The organism is Cobetia sp. BL01 (assembly GCF_056493605.1).
Window position 1 is genome coordinate 1 of record NZ_JBVBEE010000003.1, and the last position, 19374, is coordinate 19374.

The 19374-nt window shown below is 56.6% G+C and carries 15 protein-coding genes; 10 read left to right on the forward strand and 5 right to left on the reverse strand.

The genetic code is table 11. The annotated features are described in order from the left end of the window. Positions 1–138: 138 nt before the first annotated feature. The 3 genes from ACZYGA_RS06385 (at position 139) to ACZYGA_RS06395 (ending at position 2971) form a co-directional block, all read left to right on the forward strand. Positions 139–804, forward strand: coding sequence for a hypothetical protein (locus ACZYGA_RS06385; protein ID WP_479398634.1), 666 nt, complete (start codon positions 139–141; stop codon positions 802–804). A gap of 95 nt (positions 805–899) precedes the next feature. Next, positions 900–1553 (forward strand): hypothetical protein, encoded by a 654-nt coding sequence (locus ACZYGA_RS06390; protein ID WP_479398635.1) that lies wholly within the window; start codon positions 900–902, stop codon positions 1551–1553. 71 nt (positions 1554–1624) lie between these two features. Beyond that, entirely contained in the window at positions 1625–2971 is a 1347-nt protein-coding gene (locus ACZYGA_RS06395) for a hypothetical protein (protein WP_479398636.1), read from the forward strand. A 124-nt stretch (positions 2972–3095) separates the two neighbouring features. Here the strand turns inward: ACZYGA_RS06395 and ACZYGA_RS06400 are convergent, their stop codons facing one another. Both ACZYGA_RS06400 and ACZYGA_RS06405 read right to left on the reverse strand, forming a co-directional pair. After that, on the reverse strand, positions 3096–3266 hold the full coding sequence (locus ACZYGA_RS06400) for a hypothetical protein (RefSeq protein ID WP_479398638.1): 171 nt from the start codon (positions 3264–3266) through the stop codon (positions 3096–3098). A gap of 390 nt (positions 3267–3656) precedes the next feature. Beyond that, positions 3657–4463 carry a sulfite exporter TauE/SafE family protein gene (locus ACZYGA_RS06405; RefSeq protein WP_479398640.1) on the reverse strand — a complete coding sequence of 269 codons (807 nt, stop codon included), beginning with the start codon at positions 4461–4463 and terminating at the stop codon, positions 3657–3659. Between the two features lie 379 nt (positions 4464–4842). On the opposite strand from ACZYGA_RS06405, the gene ACZYGA_RS06410 reads away from it, so the two are divergent. The 5 genes from ACZYGA_RS06410 to ACZYGA_RS06430 all read left to right on the forward strand — a co-directional run bounded on the left by ACZYGA_RS06410 (position 4843) and on the right by ACZYGA_RS06430 (position 10397). Beyond that, positions 4843–5517: a response regulator gene (locus ACZYGA_RS06410; protein WP_077376839.1), complete on the forward strand. Its 675-nt coding sequence runs from the start codon at positions 4843–4845 to the stop codon at positions 5515–5517. Further along, positions 5495–6829 carry an ATP-binding protein gene (locus ACZYGA_RS06415; protein WP_417285942.1) on the forward strand — a complete coding sequence of 445 codons (1335 nt, stop codon included), beginning with the start codon at positions 5495–5497 and terminating at the stop codon, positions 6827–6829. Before ACZYGA_RS06410 ends, ACZYGA_RS06415 begins: the two co-directional genes overlap by 23 nt. Before the next feature lie 78 nt (positions 6830–6907). Next, positions 6908–8698: a copper resistance system multicopper oxidase gene (locus ACZYGA_RS06420; protein WP_417285941.1), complete on the forward strand. Its 1791-nt coding sequence runs from the start codon at positions 6908–6910 to the stop codon at positions 8696–8698. 9 nt (positions 8699–8707) lie between these two features. Continuing rightward, complete coding sequence (locus ACZYGA_RS06425) at positions 8708–9490, forward strand: copper resistance protein B (protein ID WP_479398642.1); 783 nt, start codon at positions 8708–8710, stop codon at positions 9488–9490. Between the two features lie 202 nt (positions 9491–9692). Next, positions 9693–10397 (forward strand): c-type cytochrome, encoded by a 705-nt coding sequence (locus ACZYGA_RS06430; protein WP_417285939.1) that lies wholly within the window; start codon positions 9693–9695, stop codon positions 10395–10397. 85 nt (positions 10398–10482) lie between these two features. On the opposite strand, the gene ACZYGA_RS06435 is transcribed toward ACZYGA_RS06430, so the two are convergent. The 3 genes from ACZYGA_RS06435 to ACZYGA_RS06445 form a co-directional block, all read right to left on the reverse strand. Then, positions 10483–11706 (reverse strand): TauD/TfdA family dioxygenase, encoded by a 1224-nt coding sequence (locus tag ACZYGA_RS06435; RefSeq protein ID WP_479398643.1) that lies wholly within the window; start codon positions 11704–11706, stop codon positions 10483–10485. Positions 11707–11833: 127 nt separating this feature from the next. After that, on the reverse strand, positions 11834–12925 hold the full coding sequence (locus ACZYGA_RS06440; RefSeq protein ID WP_404625380.1) for a GlxA family transcriptional regulator: 1092 nt from the start codon (positions 12923–12925) through the stop codon (positions 11834–11836). 207 nt (positions 12926–13132) lie between these two features. After that, positions 13133–14524 carry a bifunctional diguanylate cyclase/phosphodiesterase gene (locus ACZYGA_RS06445; protein ID WP_176493225.1) on the reverse strand — a complete coding sequence of 464 codons (1392 nt, stop codon included), beginning with the start codon at positions 14522–14524 and terminating at the stop codon, positions 13133–13135. 289 nt (positions 14525–14813) lie between these two features. Here ACZYGA_RS06445 and ACZYGA_RS06450 point away from each other — a divergent pair, with 289 nt between their 5' ends. After that, positions 14814–17231 carry a DNA polymerase II gene (locus ACZYGA_RS06450; protein ID WP_479398644.1) on the forward strand — a complete coding sequence of 806 codons (2418 nt, stop codon included), beginning with the start codon at positions 14814–14816 and terminating at the stop codon, positions 17229–17231. A 245-nt stretch (positions 17232–17476) separates the two neighbouring features. After that, a complete protein-coding gene (locus ACZYGA_RS06455; protein WP_479398646.1) occupies positions 17477–19234 on the forward strand; it encodes a multidrug ABC transporter permease/ATP-binding protein in 1758 nt (585 codons plus the stop codon). The last annotated feature ends 140 nt before the right edge of the window (positions 19235–19374 follow it).

Here is a 19374-nt window from a genome sequence, read left to right on the forward strand (position 1 = left end):
ATCAATAATTCAATATGTTAGGAGACCTGCGCCTGCTTGGGATAAGATTGTTGAACGCTGTGCTCGTTAAATTCAATATACGAGCGTACTGTCTAATACCTGTTAGCTTTTTCTGGGTCTCGTACCTTAAGGTGAAGGATGCAAAAAGAATATCACTCCCAAATTGAAAAAGAGTTTGCGGAATATCTTGTCACTCTTGGATATCCCAGAGACTCAATACTATATGAGCCTGCTTTTTTGGCTTCTGATGGCAGATGGCAATATCGCCCCGACTTTTTAATCGTTGATCCGGTTAAGAAGGAGAGGTTGGCGATTATAGAAATAAAAGGATCTGTCCAAATAAATGCTGAAAGAACCTATAACCAATTGAAGGCCTACAGCAAGTCAGTGAGTGAGGACAACATCCCTGTTTTCCTGGTTACGCCATCAAACAACCCAGTGTCCCCTTTCGACCTGTATATCTTTGACATTGATGGTGGGCTTATTCCTACTGATTTCGCTCTCTTTCCTACATTTCGAGCCCTAACTGCAGAGGACGCCGCAGATCGAAAGAACGGGTTGCGGACAGAAAAGGTCGACGCCGTTGAGTCGTTTCAGAAAGTTTCGTGGTTGTTGGCGTTTATCGTTTTTTCTATCGTAGTAGCAGATTTTTTCTGTGTGCAGAATGAAATAGTGTTACTTACGACCGAGCGGATGGCACTGATAGGTGCTGTAGTGGCTCTGATTGTTTTTCCCTTTGCCCAAAAATTTAAGGGGCTAGGAATTGAGTGGGAAAAGGCTACAAAAGATGATCATGGCAGCTAACAATCGCAGTCACTGCGACGCTTTTCCACTACGGCTTTTTCTTCATTATATAGGTCGCGCGTACTGCGGGCTTTATATTACAAGGAATATGGATAATGGAGTTTGTTAAAAAGTCCATAGCTTATATTTTTAGCGCCTTCGTAGGCGCCCTTGCATTGTTGGCATCAGTTGATCTATTTCCTTTGCTGACTGGCGTTGATACTAAAATTCTAGTTGCAGTAATCACCGTTGCAGGGACATTCATTACTGGCTTCGTGCTGGCTATCCTTAATCACAACAAAGCGAAAGTTAGAGAGATGGAGGGTCATAAAGCCATCTCGGAGAGAGAGTTACACGCTCAGAAACAGATTCGGGAAAGAGAGATAGAAGAGGCCCATAGGGAGCGAAAAGTACAAATTTACTTGGAGTTTGTACAAATGATTTCTAGTTTCATCCAGGGCGAGAACCCGGAAAACAAGAAAAAACCACTTTCTCAGCAGCAGATTCTCAATAAAATTGAAACATTCCAGAACGGAATCCTGCTATGGGGTGGCCCCGAGGTGCTAAAAGCATATTTGCACTATCGAACGGTAGCGAGCCAAGGTAACAAGGTCTTATTCGAATCTATTGATCAATTATACAAGTCCATTCGACAAGATATTGGTCTGTCTAACCAAGGTCTAGACGATATGGAAACTATCAGACTTTATCTGAAGAACCCTTCGGAGCTTAAGTTAATCGACGACATTACCAGTGCAGACAAGGGATGAGCTTGACGTCGCGCCTCTACTGCAAGCGTTAGTGATATAGTGAGCGTAAACAAAGATATTTTGGAGACGAAATGAATCGATGGAAAGAAGCCTTTGAGAAACATCCCGTACATGAAACTCTCTCGTGGCTCGATAATGCAGCTAGTTCAAATGCTGAAAACCTTTCTGAAGGCGAGGTTGAAGAACAGCGCCGTCTTAAAAAAATCATTGATAGGTACCGGACTGTCTTATCGTCGATTGATCCCGAAATAGTGCCGGTAAACCAGTTGGATGCATTAAATAATCAGCTACGCCATCAGAATATTACAAACCAAGTAAATACTTACCTAAAAAATCGAAATCCATCGAGTTTAGTCTCGGTTAATGATCATGTCTCCAAGCATCTTACCCCGTTATCCCTATTTCAGTCTCTTTCTGAAAGTTATGAGTTACAGGACAAAACTTCTTATGTAGATAGCGTGGTAGATAGCACAATTAATGGTTTAGCAGCCAAGAAAGTGGCGTTAGAGGAGCAGCTAGATCATGTCGAGTCATTAACGGAAGAGCAGACCAAAAAGCTAGAAGCATTTTCGGAAGAGATAAAGAAGAAGCAGCTAGAATTAACCAATCTTTCCTCAGATTGGCAGAATCAATTTTCTGCTTCACAGGAATCCAGGAGCCAGGAATTTAGTAAGTGGAGAGACGCCTTTTCCTCGGAGAAAAGCAAGGATGTTCAAAATATAATTGATGAATATAGTGAGATTCTTGATGGACAATCGGCTAGGAGTAAAGATGAGTTGGATAAGATTATCGTAGATTCGGAATCAAAGCACCAGTCGATACTAGGTCTATATGAACTAACTGCTGGAGATAGTGTTGGTGCGGCATATATTAAAAGTGCCGATGACGAAAGGGGGCAGGCGAATTTATGGAGGGGGGTGTCAGTTGTTTTTATAGTAATTACGGTTATATGGCTAGTATTTTCATTTTTCTATAACGCAGAAAAATGGAATATATTAGGCTCTAATACAGATGTCGTGGCTTCCCAAAACTATAACCCTTCTCAGGAGTCAAGTGAAGAGCTCTTGAATGTTCCTGATGTGGAAACGAAAAATAAGGACTTCCCTTGGCACATTATGCTAATTGCATTCTCGATATCTGGGGTTCTGTTGTGGGGGGCGGCTTACTCCGCTCAGCAATCAACCAAACATAGGAACAACGAGAAGCGAGCCAGATGGTTTGCGTTGGAAGTGAAAGCTTTTGACCCATTTATAAGCTCGTTGGAGCCTCAGCAGCAACAGGAACTCAAGAGGCAGTTAGCCGAGCGGATTTTTGGTCAAAATTCAACCGCAGATGAGGACTCCAAGGTGGTCGATGAACACGCGTTGAGAGCGGTTACTGACGCATTTGGAAAAGTGCTTTCAAAGTTGCCAAAATAATCACTAACAATCGGCTGCACGGCGAAGGCTCTTCCGCTGCTCCACAGCTCTAAATCGGCGCGTGAGCCAGGCGTTTTACATCAGGAAAATCTTAATGGCCGCTTCGGGCCGCAAGCGGCCCCGCCTACCATCCCTCCTGCGGGCAGTGGAATGATTTAGTCCTCGGTTTCACGAGCCAATATTCCACAGTCTTGGCACCATACTCTTCTTTCCACGCTTTCAGAGTCTTTTGGTCGCCACCGCGTGTTAAGCGACCTCTCCGGTATTTGGGGGCTTGTAAATTTTCAGCTTGCACTCGGCGCGGTTGACGTTTGTCGCTCTACCAGTCTTAGCGGCAGTGAGGGCGGGAATACTGGGCGAGGTCATCGAGCAGGCTGGCGAGGAGAGACATCTCGTCGGGACTGACTGGCATCCTATGCAGATAGCCAATGGTGGGAATGGGGCTCAGCCAGCCGACATGACGCATGTGCCGCCTGGCGGGCACGCAAGGCGACCGTGACAGAGAGGCTCTGCCCAGACGGATATGAGGATCAGGGGCTGAAGTGGGTGGGTGCGCTGGCTATGCGCATTCACACTCGCACTCTCTGGCCATCGGTATGCACTTGCAGAAGGGGCACGTTACCTCAGCCAGCACTGTGGTGTCCCCCGCAATAATGTCGCACCTCAGACCCTGCCTGGTGGCGGGTCAATGATTGATCAGAGAGACGCTACCCAGCCAGGCAAGCCTGAGCGCCAGCAATGACAGCGCCCATTTGAACAGGCCATCGAAGTGCCGGTTGGAGACACGATCCAGAAAACGCAGTCCAAGGCGGGTACCGATCAGGCCCGCACCGATCATCAGCACGATCAGGGGCAACCACTCCCGGAAGAGAAACCCTGCCATGCCGAAGATGAACGCCTTGGTCAGATGCTGCGCGACCATGCAGGCCGCGAAAGTCGCCACCTTGGTATGGCGCTCGCCGCCGCCTTGCTTGATGAAGCTCGCGACCAGTGGGCCGCTGGCACCGATCAGACTTGAAAGAAAGGTGGTGATGGCACCGGCGATCAAGGTGCCCGTGCGGCTCAAAGCTCGCTTGGGTAGTGCCGGCCCCCAGCAGGTGAACAGCACGAACAGCGCAATGGAAAGCTCCAGCACCCCTTCAGGCAAGCGGATCAACACCCAGGCTGCCACCAGCGCACCCAGCGCCACACCCGGCAGAAAGGCCAGCAGCCGGCGCATGTCGATATGGCGCCAGGTCATCGCCATGCGCCCGCCGTTGGAACCCAGCTGTACCATCCCATGGACAGGAATCAATGCAGCGGCAGGCATCAACTGCGCCATGATCATGATCAGCAACGTTCCACCGCCAACCCCGACAGCAGCGGACAAGGCTGACGTCAGCAGGGCAAGTAGCAGCAACGCGCAGACGATAGGCAGCGAGAGTGGGAAATACTGCGCGAGGCCATCGAGCAGGCTTGCGAGGTAGGGAATATCGGCGGGATTGGCGGGCATTGCAGGCATCCTGTGCAGATAGCCAATAAAGATGGATAGGGTCTCAGGCAGACGACATGATGCATGACCTGCCTGACAGGCTTGCAAGGCTACCGTGACAGAGAGGCTCTGCCCAGTATCTCAGGTGTCACCTGAGGGTGTTGCAGGCCCCCATGGAAGATTCATCCGCTGATAAGCTGGCAAGTGTCGGCTGACTTGGACATCAGAGAGGTGCTTTCCAAAGGCAATGGTGTAGTGTCCGGTGCCTGTCATTGCCGTGGCTGGCGCTTTTCAGCCAGCACTCAGCATATACCTACAGGATGGGGGGCTTTTCTGCAGATGTTGCGCTTGCCATGGGAGCGGTGTTCAGTGAAGGTCAGTGGGATAAAGGAGGGTAGGCATGAAGCTGTTGTTGCTTGAGGATGATGACCTGCTGGCAGAAAGCCTCGCTGAACTGCTGGAAGATAATGGCTATCGACTGGATGTCTCCACGAGTCTGCATGAAGCACAGGCTTTCATGGCGACGGAACAGTATGCATTGGTCGTTCTGGATCTCGGGCTTCCGGATGGTTCGGGGTTGGAATTGCTGAAACGCTGGCGACAGTCTCACGTGGATATTCCCGTGCTGATTCTTACGGCACGTGATACCTGGGAGGACAAGGTTGTGGGGTTGCGCAGCGGGGCAGATGATTATCTGACCAAGCCATTTCATGAAGCCGAGTTGCTGGCGCGACTTCATGCGCTGCTTCGGCGTCGCCAAGGGGGAGGCCATACGTATCTTGAGGTCAGCGGGATTCAGCTGGATGAGGAGTCGCAACGTGTCCGTTGCGACGGCGAGGATTGGTCGACCTTGACGGCTACCGAATTCCGTTTGCTGCGCTACCTCATGCATCATCCAGACAGAGTGCATTCCAAAGTGCAGTTGCTGGATCAGCTCTATGCACTGGAGCAGGATGCCGCTGCACCCAACCTGGTGGAAGTCTATATCGCTCGTCTTCGCCGCCGCGTGGGCAAGGACTTGATACAGACCCGTCGCGGACAGGGGTACCTGCTTGTTTCACATCGATCGTCGTAGCCTTCGTTTTCGTCTGCTGACACGCCTGGGAGGGGCATCCCTCGCTGTAGTGTTGTTTGCCTGGTATCTGCATGGGGTCTTTCTGCACGAGCTGGCGAAGGATTTTCTTGGTGAGCGTCTCAAGGATGAGGCATCTCACATCGTCACCTTGCTCAAGAAAGATGAGCGTCCTGTTGCCCAGCTAATGGTGGCGGCACGCGAGGAGTCTCTGAGCTTTCATCATTTCTATGTGTTGCGAGTCGGGAACGAGGTCAGTACTTCGCTTCCTGCCATGCCGACGGAGATGCTTCCCTTGCTTGAGGGCAAGGGGGATGCGTTGTTCATGCATCAGCTGCAGCAGCAGCCTATGTTGGCCTATCGGTATGGCTTTGATCTGCGCGGGCAACGGGTGCAATTGTTGATTGCCGAGAATTTCTCGCCAGTGGAGAAGGGCTTGACCCGAGTTCATTGGTGGATTGGTGCCAGCGCCTTGTTGTTGTGGGGAATTCTCGTGTCACTCAATCTGCTGGCGGTAAGACGGGGTCTCAAGCCCTTGAGTGGCTTGCGTCATCAGTTGAGTGAACTCCAAACCGGCCATCGAAAGCGGATTGCCCTCACGGTGCCGTCGGAGCTGGATACGCTGGTGTCGCAGCTCAATAAGCTACTGGATGAATTTGATCGCCGTCTGACTCGCTCACGAGAGTCCGTCGCCAACCTGTCCCATGCTCTAAAGACACCTCTGGCGGCATTGACGCAGGTGTTGCGGGGCACACGCCCGATCAATGAGGTACGTCGTGGCAAGATGCTGCAACGTGTCGAAGCGATACACTCCCAGCTGGAGGCCGAACTCAGGCGAGCCCGTATTGCTGGCCCACGTACGGGCCAGACCACGCGCCCTGCTGAAGAGGCCAGGCGATTGATCGAGATGTTCCAGGGACTCTATCCGCAGCGCACCTTCTTGCTGGAATGTCTGAACTTGCCTGTTGAGCATGCTGATGGCTGGGTGAGTGTCGAGACACAGGATTTCACCGAAATGCTCGGGATATTGCTGGATAATGCGGGCAAGTGGTCTGTCAATCAGGTGCAATGCCGAGTGACGATAGAGAGTGACCAGGTCGTACTCTGTATTGAGGATGATGGTCCTGGGGTGCCGCAGGAACAACTGGCCCATCTTGGCGAGCGTGGATGGCGACAGGACGAAACTTACCCAGGTTATGGGTTGGGGCTCTCCATTCTTTCGCATCTCGTCAAGCAATACGCGGGTTGCGTGAGCTACTCATCAGGAGCAGCAGGGGGATTGAGAGTCAACGTGCATCTGCCAACACGTAAATAGTCTCTTCATTCAGGTTCGTTTCAGCTTGCCGTGGCTTCATCCATGTCATGACTTATCATTCATGACCCGGGGGCAACAATGGCCATGGCATCAGGAACGTCTGATTTCTCTGTATCTCGTCGTCAATTGCTGAAGGGAGGTTCTGCCCTGGGGCTAGGTACAATGGCGCTGGGAATGGCACCTGCCTGGGCCAATCCCTGGGGGCGAACATCGACGTATTCTCAAGGGGTTGTGCATGGCCCCGAAGTCTCGCTTGTCATTCGTCGTGAAGATTTCGACATCGACGGGCAGTTCGCGCGTCCCATCACGATCAATGGCAGCAGCCCCGGCCCCATGGTGCGTTTGAAAGAGGGGCAGGATGCTGTCATCAAGGTGACGAACCTGATGGATGAGCCGACCTCCATCCATTGGCATGGCATCATACTTCCCCCGGAAATGGACGGCGTGCCGGGTATCAGCTTCGCGGGAATCGCACCAGGCGAGACCTTTACCTATCGGTTTCCTGTCACGCAGAGCGGTACCTACTGGTATCACAGCCATTCAGGCCTTCAGGAGCAGGAAGGCCATGCTGGGCCCCTGATCATCGATTCAGCGACTCCCGAAGCCTTCACATATGATCGTGAGCATGTCCTGCTGCTCACTGACTGGACGTTTGAAGATCCCAAGACAGTCTTTCGCAATCTCAAGACCATGGAGGGGTATTACAACTTCCAGGAGCGGACTGTCGATGATTTCTTTGCGGATGCTCGGCGTAGAGGGCTGGTAGAGACGATCGAGGCACGCAGCATGTGGGCTGAGATGCGCATGAGTTCGCGGGATATCGCGGATGTCACCGGCAGCACCTATACGTATCTACTCAATGGTCAATCGCCTGAGGAAAATTGGACCGCGCTCTTCAAGCGTGGGGAAACCGTACGTCTGCGTGTCGTCAATGGCTCGGCAATGAGTTACTTCGATTTACGTATTCCAGGTTTGAAGATGATCGTGGTCGCTGCAGATGGCCAGCCAGTGCAACCGGTAGAAGTGGATGAGTTCCGCATTGCCGTGGCGGAAGCCTACGATGTGCTGGTGACACCGGAAGACGACAAGGCGTACACCATCTTCGCCGAAGCCATGGACCGCAGTGGCTATGCGCGAGCCACGCTGGCACCTCGCCCCGGGATGGAGGCGCCCGTACCTGAACGACGACAGATCGCTGATCGCGGGATGGAGGCCATGGGCGCTCATGCGGGTATGGATCATTCGCAGATGGCCGGCATGGACCATTCGCAGATGGCCGGTATGGATCATTCGAAGATGGCCGGTATGGACCATTCGCAGATGGCAGGCATGGATCATTCGAAGATGACGGGCCTGCAAGCCGATGTAGCCAAGGATGGCATGCTGATGGCGGGTGCTGTTCAGCAGGGGGCTCGTTACGACCAGGCAGGCATCGGTCTGGATCAATCGCTGCGTCGTGTATTGGTCTATCAGGACCTCAAGGCCCATGCGCCCTGGCCGGACAGACGTGGCCCCACGCGCGAGATGGAGCTGCATCTGACCGGCAACATGGAGCGCTATATGTGGTCCTTCGATGGCAAGAAGTTCAGTGAAGTCAATGGCCCGATTCACTTCAAGAAAGATGAGCGACTTCGGCTCATCCTGATCAATGACACCATGATGGAGCATCCCATACACCTGCACGGCATGTGGATGGAGTTGGAGAATGGTCAAGGAGATCTGATTCCTCGCAAACATACCTTGAATGTCAAACCGGGTGAGCGAGTGTCAGCGTTGATCACTGCAGATGCAGAAGGTAGCTGGGCTTTCCATTGCCATCTTCTGTATCACATGGACGCAGGTATGTTCCGTGTCGTAAAGGTTTCTTGAGGAGTCATCATGTCAATCAGTCATCATTCATTTTGTCTTGCCAGCGTGACGGCGTTTCTGTTCTCCAGTGCTGGTGTCTCTCAAGCGTTCGCTCAGGATGGCTATGATGCCCCGCAGTCATGGCCATCACCCATGGCAGAACATCTCCAGTGGAGTGCAGCATTCGATCGCCTGGAATATAGCCTTCCGAATAAGGGCGAGGACTCACTGGTATGGGATTTTCAGGCCTGGTATGGCGGAGATACCCATCGTGTCTATCTCAAGTCAGAAGGAGAAAATACCCAGGGCGATGGCGAAGACGCCGAGTTTGAGTCACTTGAGCTTCTTTATAGTCGCCTGATTGCCGATTTCTGGGAGTTTCAGATTGGAGGTGGCTATCAGGGCGGCGTACTCAGCGATGATCATGATGAAAGCGTGTATGGGGTCTTCGGGCTTCAAGGGACTGCACCCTACAGAATCGAGACGGATGCAGCAGTCCAATATCGAGAGGGAGGCATCGTCACTGCCAGTCTGGAACTTGAACATGATATACGCCTGACGCAGCGCTGGTATCTACAGCCACGTAGTGAAATCGTCCTTGCTGCCAATGAATCCAGACAACAGGCTATCGGGTCGGGTCTCAATTCTGTGCGAATCGGCTTGCGTGCTCGCTATGAGGTGACTCGTAGAGTAGCTCCTTATGTAGGTATGTATTGGCAGCGGGAGTATGGCGAAACTGCTGATATGCGGCGTGAGGAAAGCGAGACGGTAGAAGATACGGGTGTCGTGATTGGGATCCGCATGATGTTCTGAAGCACGCTGGCGGCGGTGTTCAGTCATCAGGTTACGCCTCCGCGACGGTGACCAGCATTCGTGGCATTCGTGAAGACCTGCTCATGATTGGATACTGCGCCTTTCCTGAATTTCAGGAAGCATGACGAGGCAAGGCCCCATTGTCTGCATGGTGTCAGACGATCTGTTCATTGAATATGCTTGCTTGACCAAGGGATATGACATGAAAAAAATGCTATGGGGAATGTGGCTGACGTTTATGATGCTGGCAACTCTTGGTGCGGGGGCGGTTTATTCCGGGGTCATCAGTGTGGCCGCGGATGACCCGCACTGGGGTTGGGTGTACGAAGTATTTGAAACGGCGCGTGATCGCTCCATCGAGTTCCACTCCAGTGCTATCCAGGCTCCCCTGCTTGATGATGAAGCCATGATTGTCGCCGGTGCAGGAAATTATGCCTCGATGTGCGCCTCCTGCCATCTGGCACCTGGTGTGTCAGAGACAGAACTCAGTAGGGGGCTTTATCCCAGTCCCCCGAATTTCGCAGCATCTACCATGAGCGGTGAGCCTCATGAGCGTTTCTGGGTCATCAAGCATGGGATAAAAGCCAGCGGAATGCCGGCATGGGGTCAGAGCATGCAGGATGAGTACATCTGGCAGATGGTCGCTTTCATGGAAGAACTTCCTGACATGAGTGCTGCGCGTTATACGGCCCTTGTGGCAGCAAGTGATGGTCATCAACATGGCGGAGGTGAGACTACGCTATCGCAGTCATCGCACCATGCTGATGGGGTTGGAGAGTTACCCCATGATGATGGGCATCATGATGCTTTGCAGGAAAGCCCTGCTCAGGAAAGTCATGGTCTGAAAAGCAACGGTGATGAAGATGGTCATTCTCACGCCGCGCATGATCAGGAGCATCAACATTGAAATCGCGTGCGATACTGGGCAGCCCCAGGCTTGTATGGAAACTTTCGGGGCTGCCATTTCTTTATGCCATCTTGATGTTCGAATATCAGACCGTAGGCGTTGCCTCGACCCGCTCCGCGCGCTCGGTACGCTTGAGCATGCGATAGCGCGAGCGTACCTCGTCACGCTCCAGGTAGCAGCCCTGCAGCCAGCGGCTGCCGCTGTCGCCTTCGAAGGCATCGCGGGCGTGCAGAAGGCGGCGATTGTCGAAGATGACAAGGTCACCTGGCGCGTAGGTGAAGCGCAGGGCGAAGCGCGGCTCACGCAGCATGCGCTGCAGTTTCATCAGGGCATCGTAGGCGATTTCGGTCTGCTCGAACGGTGCCATCATCGGGCCCCGCAGGAAGTCGGCGATCCGCACTTCCAGCAGCTCTCCCGCTTGGCCCAGCACGATCATTGGTGAATGCCAGACGTGATCGGTATTGCGCGAGGTATTGGCGTAACGCCAGTGCACCGTGGTGAGGGTCTCGTAGGCCTCTGGGTGTTCTTCCTTCAGTGCCGTGGCGATGGCGAAGCCATCCATCATCACCGCCATGCCGCCTTCCACGCTGTTCTCGATGCAATGCAGACACTGCAGGCCCGGCTGGTATTCCCGGGTCGGCAAGTCTACATGCGGTGGCAGCGCGATGGAGGTGTAGGCGTTGGAGTCTGGGTTCTGGATCGCGCGGACATTGAAGAGGTGACCGAAGTTGGTGGTGCGGATCGAGCCGATGCGCTCGGCGACCTTCTCCAGGGCGCCGGACTCCGCCGGCAGATTACGCAGACGCACCAGTCCCTTGCCGAGCAGCTCGTGCAGGGCCGGATTGAGGATCTCGGACTCCTGCTGGCTGCCATGCTCGGCACTGGCCAGGCGGGCGGCGTCGATGGTCGGGGGCTGTTCCAGCTGTTCACCATGCCAGAGAGCATGCGGCGGCAGTTCTGGCGGCAAGACACTCTGGTTGTCGTAATCATTGGCACGCAGGAAGCCCGGGTGGATGCGCAGGCGGCGGTCTTCCGGCGTGAACAGCACGCTGAGCGCACCGTCCTCATCGATGCTGGCCTTGGCGATCTCCGGCCATGCTGGCAGCTGGGAGAGATCCAGTATGCGTTCGCGTGTCGCTGGATTGATGGTGGTGTCATCCGCGGCGTTCTCGCGCAACCAGACACTGTGGAAACGACTGACGCGTCCGTCGCTCCAGCTCACGCTGAGATAGCGCGCTTCGTGGGTGACCTTCACGAGAGTCTCGTCAATCGGCCAGCTGTCGTAGTCGGGTGTCATCGGGAGCGCCATGGAGAGTCCTTCCTTCTGTCGGTGATCAGTTCCCCGACAGAATGGCAGTCCATGTAGGTGTCTTCTGTGCCCAATTCGACACCATCTGTGCCCAATTCGACATCTGGTGGGCGCGTGGCGTGTCAGCTCATGAGACGGGACGCGGTGGCTGGCGTCGTGCCTGTGTCGGGGTGATCCCGAAGCGGCGACGAAAGGCGCGGGTGAAGCTCGAGTGCGATGTGAATCCGCAGGCCAGGGCGATATCGGTGATGCCGTGGCGGGTGTCATGAAGCAGACTGCGCGCATGCAGCAGGCGACGTTCTCCCTGATAGGCCTGAGGCGTGCATCCCAGCCCTTGCTGGAAGCGCCGCTCCAACTGACGCCATGAGAGCCCGAGCTCCTCGGCCAGTGCCTCGATGCTGAGTGGCGCCTCCAGGGTGTTTTCCATGCGCGTGATGGCACGTCTGAGCAGCGGATCTGCCAGGTCTGCCGATTGTTGACTGAGGCCGCGCTGCCGGCTGGCGGGCAGTCGTCCCTGATCGAGAATCAACTGATCGCGTACCGCCTGATAGAGCGTCTGGCCATGCTGGCGGCGGATCAGCTCCAGGCTCATGTCCAGCGGGGCGCTGCCTCCGGCGCAGAAGAAACCGTCATCACTGATTTCATAAAGAGACTCCACGGCATCCACCTCATCGAAGCGTTGGGTGAATTCCGGCAGGCTCTCCCAGTGCAATGTGACTGTCTTGCCCGTCAGCAGGCCTGCACGTGCCAGCACGAAGCAGCCGGTGTCCACGCCCCCGAGCTGGCAGCCGCTGCGGGAGCGCTGCTCAAGCCATTGGAGAGTACGATCTTCCAGATAGGCTTCCGGGGCAAAGCTGGTACATACGACCAGCTTGTCCACCGAGGGGAGCTCGTCACGTGCCGTGTCCACCGGCAGGACCATGCCGTTGGAGGCCTTGACCGGTGCGCCATCCTGACTGGCGAGTGTCCACTGATACAGGCGTGTCCCGCGCAGGCGATTGGCGATGCGCAGCGGTTCGATCATCGAGAACAGCGCGACCATCGCGAAACCCGGCAGAAGTAAGATGCCCAATTGGTGGCGCTCGTGCTGAGTCGGCGAGGCGAGCGCTGCCGTCAGGGGCGCGATGCCGGTGGGCTGCGCTGACAGAACGCCATCTTCCGCCAGGCCGACGGCGCTGCGGGAATCAGGGGAGGAGGCATGGGAGTCGTGTGATGACATGAACGCTCTGGCAATGAAGGCGTCGGGTGGCTTGGCATCGAGTCGAAGCCCATGACATTAGCCTGTTCGCTGGCAGAGCGCGAGGCGTCAGCCAATCCCCGCTCGATCGCTCGCGGGTCATCAGGGGGAGGGCGGTTGGCGGGAAACAAGAGGCCCGAGTGTGATCTCGGGCCCGTTTGGCGTGAAGGCAGACAGCAAGACTTTCTGTCACACCATCCTGAGGCAGTTCCGCCCATCTTCCTTGGCGGCATACATGGCCTCGTCCGCGCGAGCGATGAGCTGCTCGCGCGTGGCACGCTCGCTGGGTGCAAGACAGGTAAGTCCGATGCTCAATGACAGTGGCAGGCGTTGTCCAGCGTGCTCCAGGACACTGTCCTTCATGCGCTGACGCAGCGTATTGATGCGTGTGGCAGAGTCGCTGAGCAGTGAATTGGGCAGGATGGCCAGAAATTCCTCACCTCCCCAGCGGGCGAGAGTATCCCCGGGCAGCAGAATGTCCTCGGCGAGGACACTCAGCTGCTGCAAGGCAAGGTCACCGGCGTCATGGCCGTAGTTGTCGTTGATCTTCTTGAAGTGATCGAAGTCCAGCAATGCGACGCACAATGGTTGGTCGACCTGGGAAGTCGACAGCGCGGTGATGCTCTCCTCCAGCACTTTCTGAGCATGACGTCGGTTGTAAAGGCCGGTCAGCGGGTCAGTGATCGCGACCTTCTCGAGCGCCTGATGGGCTTCCTTCAGAGCATTGATGTCATTGGCACGCGCGACTTCATGTCCGGCCCACAGTGCGATGAGGCGCACCAGCTCGATATCCTGCGAAGTGAAGGGTTTCACCGGATCGGGGCTCGAGAAGTTGAAGGTACCGTAGCGTTCACCATCCACGATCACCGGCGCGCCGATGTAGGCTTCCAGATTGAAGTTGGAGTAGCAGGGATGGTTTCTGATCTCGCTGCTTGCCACATGGTGGAAGGCTTGTACGCTATCGGCCTTGTAGACGTGATCACAGTAGGTATCGCTGAGGGAGAAACTCAGTCCCGGTGCCAGCAGGTCTTCCGGATGGCAGGCACGCTGGACGACGTAATCACCATCCGTGATGCGGCTGAAGATACCGATGGGCAGGCCAAAATGGGCACATCCCAGTTTCAGGAGTTCATCAATGCGATCATTGAAGGATAGCTGGCGCGAAGAGGTGATGGCGTGGAGTCGGTGCAGGGTGTGCTCTGCTGTCACGCGACGAGAGACATCGCGGATCAGGCCGAACATGAAGGTGTTGTCGCTGGACGGGTCCTTGATGGGGCCGCCGAGTGTCTCGCCATAGAAGAAGCTGCCATCCTGGCGTCGATAGCGAATGACCCGCCCCTCCCTGGGGGGCAGGGCATCGGTGCGGAATTGTCTCGTGCCCTGGCGCTCGAATTCATCGTTGGAGGCATACAGTATGCGTGTCTGCTGGCCGATCAGCACGTCACGCGGATAGCCGAATGCCTTTACCGCGCTGTCGTTCATGTAGGTGATGTGTCGCTGATCATCCGCAAGCAAGATGATATCGTCGATCTGGCCAAGCATCTGGCCCAGCAGGGTTTGAATCATCTCAAAGCGTTGCATGACGCATGCTCCTTGAGTCGTGCCGGTATCTTGGGAGGGGCATTCCTTGCCGCAGTCGTCATTCACATCGCTGGGAAGGCACGGACGTTACCGTCATCAAGCAGTGGCGTCGCGACGGCTGTTGCACGTTACTGAATTCATCTTAACGTATGGGGATACAGTCGCGTCTTGATCTCATCCCGCTCGGCATTCGTATATTCAACGTAAGGGTATTGCAGTGCCAGAGGCCGTATCGTCAGGTTCCCCCCAACCGTCCACTCGCCAGGATGACCTCGAGCCGGACACAGGCGTGAAAGCGACTCCCACCACGGCTCATCAGGGCTTCGTGATGACGCGACACTGGCGGGATACGCCGGAAGGTGTCGTGATCAGCGTCTGGATTCGCACCGAGGATGGCGGGATGCGAGTCCAGACCCAGCCCCAGGAGGTGGTCGCTTTCCTGCCAGCTGAACAGCAGGTGCTGGCGCAGACTCTGGTCCGCTTCCAGCCCGGGGCCGAGTTGCGCCCGTTGGCACTGGAAGACTTTCATCATCGTCCGGTGGTGGGGCTTTACTGTCGCGAATACCGCACGTTGGGGCAGCTGGCACGTCGTTTGAAAGCGATCGGTGTCGACGTCTATGAGGCGGATGTCCGTCCGCCTGATCGCTATCTGATGGAGCGTTTCATCACGGCGGGCGTCACGGCGCGTGGTGAGCGTCACGCCGATGGCAGTCTGCACAATGCACGCCTCATGCCGCTTGACGGCTACCGTCCTCCCCTGCGCTGGGCATCGCTGGACATCGAGACCGATGCCCGGGGCAACCTGTATTCCATCGCGCTTGAAGGCTGCGGCCAGCGTCAGGTCTACATGCTGGGCCCGGCGAACGGTGAGACGACTGCCCGATGCGACTTCGGGCTCGAGTATCGGGACAGCCGGCGTGAATTGCTGCAGTGCCTGATCGACTGGGTGGCACGCCACGATCCGGACGTCATCATCGGCTGGAATGTCATCCAGTTCGATCTTCGCATGTTGGTGCGGCTCTCGGAGGCCGAGAATCTGCCTCTGCGCCTGGGGCGCGATGGCAGCACGATGCAGTGGCGAGCGCATTCGCGTCAGGCGGAGCATTATTTCGCCGAGATTCCCGGCCGGTGGGTGGTGGACGGCATCGAGGCGCTCAAGTCGGCCTTCTGGCATTTCGAGTCGTTCAGCCTCGAGAATGTCTCGCGTGACCTGTTGCAGGAAGGCAAGGCCATCGATGATCCCTATTCCCGTCTGGACGAGATCTTGCGCATGTTCGCCGAGGACAAGCCGTCGCTGGCGCGCTACAACCTCAAGGATTGCGAGCTGGTCACGCGTATCTTCGAGCAGACGCGGCTGATGGAATTTCTGCTGGCGCGGGCCAGTGTCACCGGACTTGAAGCCGACCGCAGCGGTGGCTCGGTGGCGGCCTTCACCCACCTTTATCTGCCGCGCCTGCATCGACTCGGCAAGGTCGCGCCCAATCTGGGAGATGTGGTGGGGGAGGACAGTCCCGGCGGCTTCGTGATGGACTCCCAGCCCGGACTCTACGACTCGGTACTGGTGCTGGATTTCAAGAGTCTGTATCCCTCCATCATCCGGACCTTCCTGATCGACCCGCTGGGGCTCATCGAAGGGTTGCATGAGTCGGATGATGTGTCGTTGGGCCAAAGCGTCCCGGGGTTTCTCGGTGCGCGGTTCTCGCGTGACAAGCATTGTCTGCCCGCCATCGTCGCAGAGATATGGCAGGCGCGGGACGCCGCCCGGGCGGCAGGCGATGTGCCGCTGACGCAAGCGCTCAAGATCATCATGAACGCCTTCTATGGCGTGCTGGGCTCACGCGGTTGCCGATTCTTCGACCCGCGTCTGGCCTCCTCGATCACACGGCGTGGCCATCAGATCATCCAGCAGACGGTGGCGTTGATCGAAGCACGCGGCTACACCGTGATCTACGGTGACACCGACTCCACCTTCGTCTGGCTTGGCGAGGCGCACACGGAGGAGGAGGCCGGTGAGATCGGCCGTGAACTGGCCGCCCATGTCACCGCCTGGTGGCAGCGGCATCTCAAGGACAGTCTGGGGCTCGACAGTGCTCTGGAGCTCCAGTTCGAGACCCATTATCAGCGTTTTCTGATGCCCACCATCCGGGGAGCAGAGGAGGGCAGCAAGAAGCGCTATGCAGGCCTCCGGCAGACGGGGGAGGAAGGTGGGAGCGAGCTGGTGTTCAAGGGGCTCGAGTCCGTGCGCTCCGACTGGACGCCGCTGGCCAAGGTATTCCAGCAAGGCCTGTACCGTCGCATCTTCGAGGGAAGCCCCTACCAGGAGTATCTCAAGCGCTACGTGCAGGAGTCTCTGCAGCGCCATGCTCAAGGGACTGACAGCCACTCTGACGTGGATGCGCTGATCTATCGCAAGCGCCTGCGGCGACGTCTGGATGACTATCAGCGCAACGTGCCCCCGCATGTGCGGGCAGCGCGTCTGGCGGATGACGAGAATCGTAGGCGCGGCCTGCCGTTGCGTTACCAGCGTGGCGGCTGGATTCGCTACGTGATTACCACTGCCGGGCCGGAGCCTGTCGAGTACCTGCGCTCTCCCATCGATGTGGAGCATTATCTGAGTCGTCAGCTCAAGCCCGTTGCCGATGGCATTCTTCCGTTCGTGAAGGATGATTTCGATCGTCTGCTGGATCGCCAGATGACGCTATGGTGAGATTCACGGCCACTTGAGTGGCCCGTGACCGCCGAGCGCCATGAGCGGGGGCGGTCCTCGCGGGGACAGGTGCAGAGAGCAGGATCGCGCGACGGCACCTACCGCTGTCATTTCGTAGTGATAATATTTCTTATTATTTCTTGCATTAAAGTATGCGCGCCGTAAGATTCCTGTCGGCGCAGTCACATGAGCTGCGTCGCCGCCTTCTGGTGGCGGTCTGATTGCCATGGTGCCCGGGAGCAGGTGTGACGTTACTGAAAGTGGTTCTTGCCCATTATCGCTGGTCCTTTCTTGGTGTGATCTTTCTGAGCCTTGTCAGTGCAGGGCTGGGAATCGGTGTCATTGCCTATATCAACCAGCGACTCATCGCGCATTCTGCCACCGCCCCCCTGGACGAGGGGCTTGCGGCCCATGTCGGGGTGCTTCCGGAGTTTCTCGGACTGATTCTGCTGTTGTTGGCGATTACCCTGGGGGCACAACTGGCGTTGACGACGCTGGGGCATCATTTCGTGCACGGACTGCGCGGGCGTCTGGTCAAGCAGATCCTCGATACCGATATCGAGCGGCTCGAGCAGCTGGGCAGCGCCAACCTGCTGGCGAGTCTGTCCAGTGACATCCGCAACATCACCCTGGCGTTCGTGCGCCTGCCGGAACTGGTGCAGGGCATCGTGCTGACCCTCGGAGCCGTGTTCTATCTTGGCTGGCTATCCCCCGGCATGATGCTGGTCACCGCCATCTGGGTGACCTTGACCATCATGGGGGGCAGCTGGCTGGTCACGCGAGTCTATCGCCACCTGGCCGAGGTGCGTGAAGCGGAGAGTCGCCTTTACGCCGACTATGAGGCGGTCATCGATGGGCGCAAGGAGCTGGCGCTCAATCGACCCCGTGCGCGTGACTATTTCGACACCCGCTATAGCGTCAATGCCCGTGAGTATCGCCATCACGTCGTGCGCGCGGATACCTACCACCTGAGCGCCGTCAACTTCTCCAACATCATGATGCTCGGCGCCATCGGCATCGTCTTCTATCTGGCCAATGGCCTGGGCTGGGCCAGTGGTGAAGTCGCCGCAACCTTTTCCCTGACGCTGCTGTTTCTGCGCACGCCCTTGATCCAGGCCGTGGGGGCATTGCCGACTCTGCTGGGGGCGGATGTGGCCTTTGCCAAGCTGCGCAAGCTGGCATTGGCACCGGTCAACGCCGATTTCGCGTCTCCTCAAGATGCACCGCCGCAGGGACATGCGTCAGCCGCAGACACGTCGGCCGGGTCTGACTGGCAGACCCTGAGTCTGCAGGGTGTCTGCTTCCGCTACGCCGGCCGCGAGACCCTGGGACAGGACATTGCGCACAACGACGCGCAGGCCTTCTGCGTCGGTCCGCTGGATCTTACCCTCAGGCGCGGAGAGCTGGTCTTCCTGATCGGTGGCAATGGCAGCGGCAAGTCGACCCTGGCCAAGCTCTTGACCGGCCTCTATCGGCCGACATCAGGCTCACTTCTGCGGGACGGGCACCCGATAGGAGAAGACGAGCGGGAAGCCTGGCGTCAGCAGTTCTCGGCGGTCTTCACTGATTTCCATCAGTTCGATCGCCTGCTGGGTCCGACCGGTGAGCCGGCAGATCCGGCATTGATCGCACAATGGATCGACTACCTGCAGATGCGCGAGAAGCTGGTGCTCGAGGAGAACCGTGTGATCAACACCGAGCTGTCTCAAGGACAGCGCAAGCGACTGGCGCTGTTGATGGCCGTGGCAGAGCGTCGCGACATCGTGTTGTTGGATGAATGGGCGGCAGATCAGGACCCGCAGTTCCGTCGTATCTTCTATCGCGATCTGTTGCCGCGTCTGCGCGAGATGGGCAAGACGGTCTTCGCCATCAGTCACGATGATCATTATTTCGCGCAGGCGGACAGGTTGTTCGAGATGCGCGCCGGCACGTTGCAGGAGTTGTCGGGCGCCCAGCGTGATCGCATCAGCCAGGATGCCGTCGCGCGTCTGGATGAAGCCTGAAACAACCCGTTCGGGCTGGCGGCGGGGGCGGCCGCGGGATGCCGCGGTCGCTCATTTCCTCCGACATCACCAGACAGGCAGTGGCAGGACGTGAGCCCCGGAGGCGGTCTCATGTGATGTATCAGGGATGATGCCCGGCT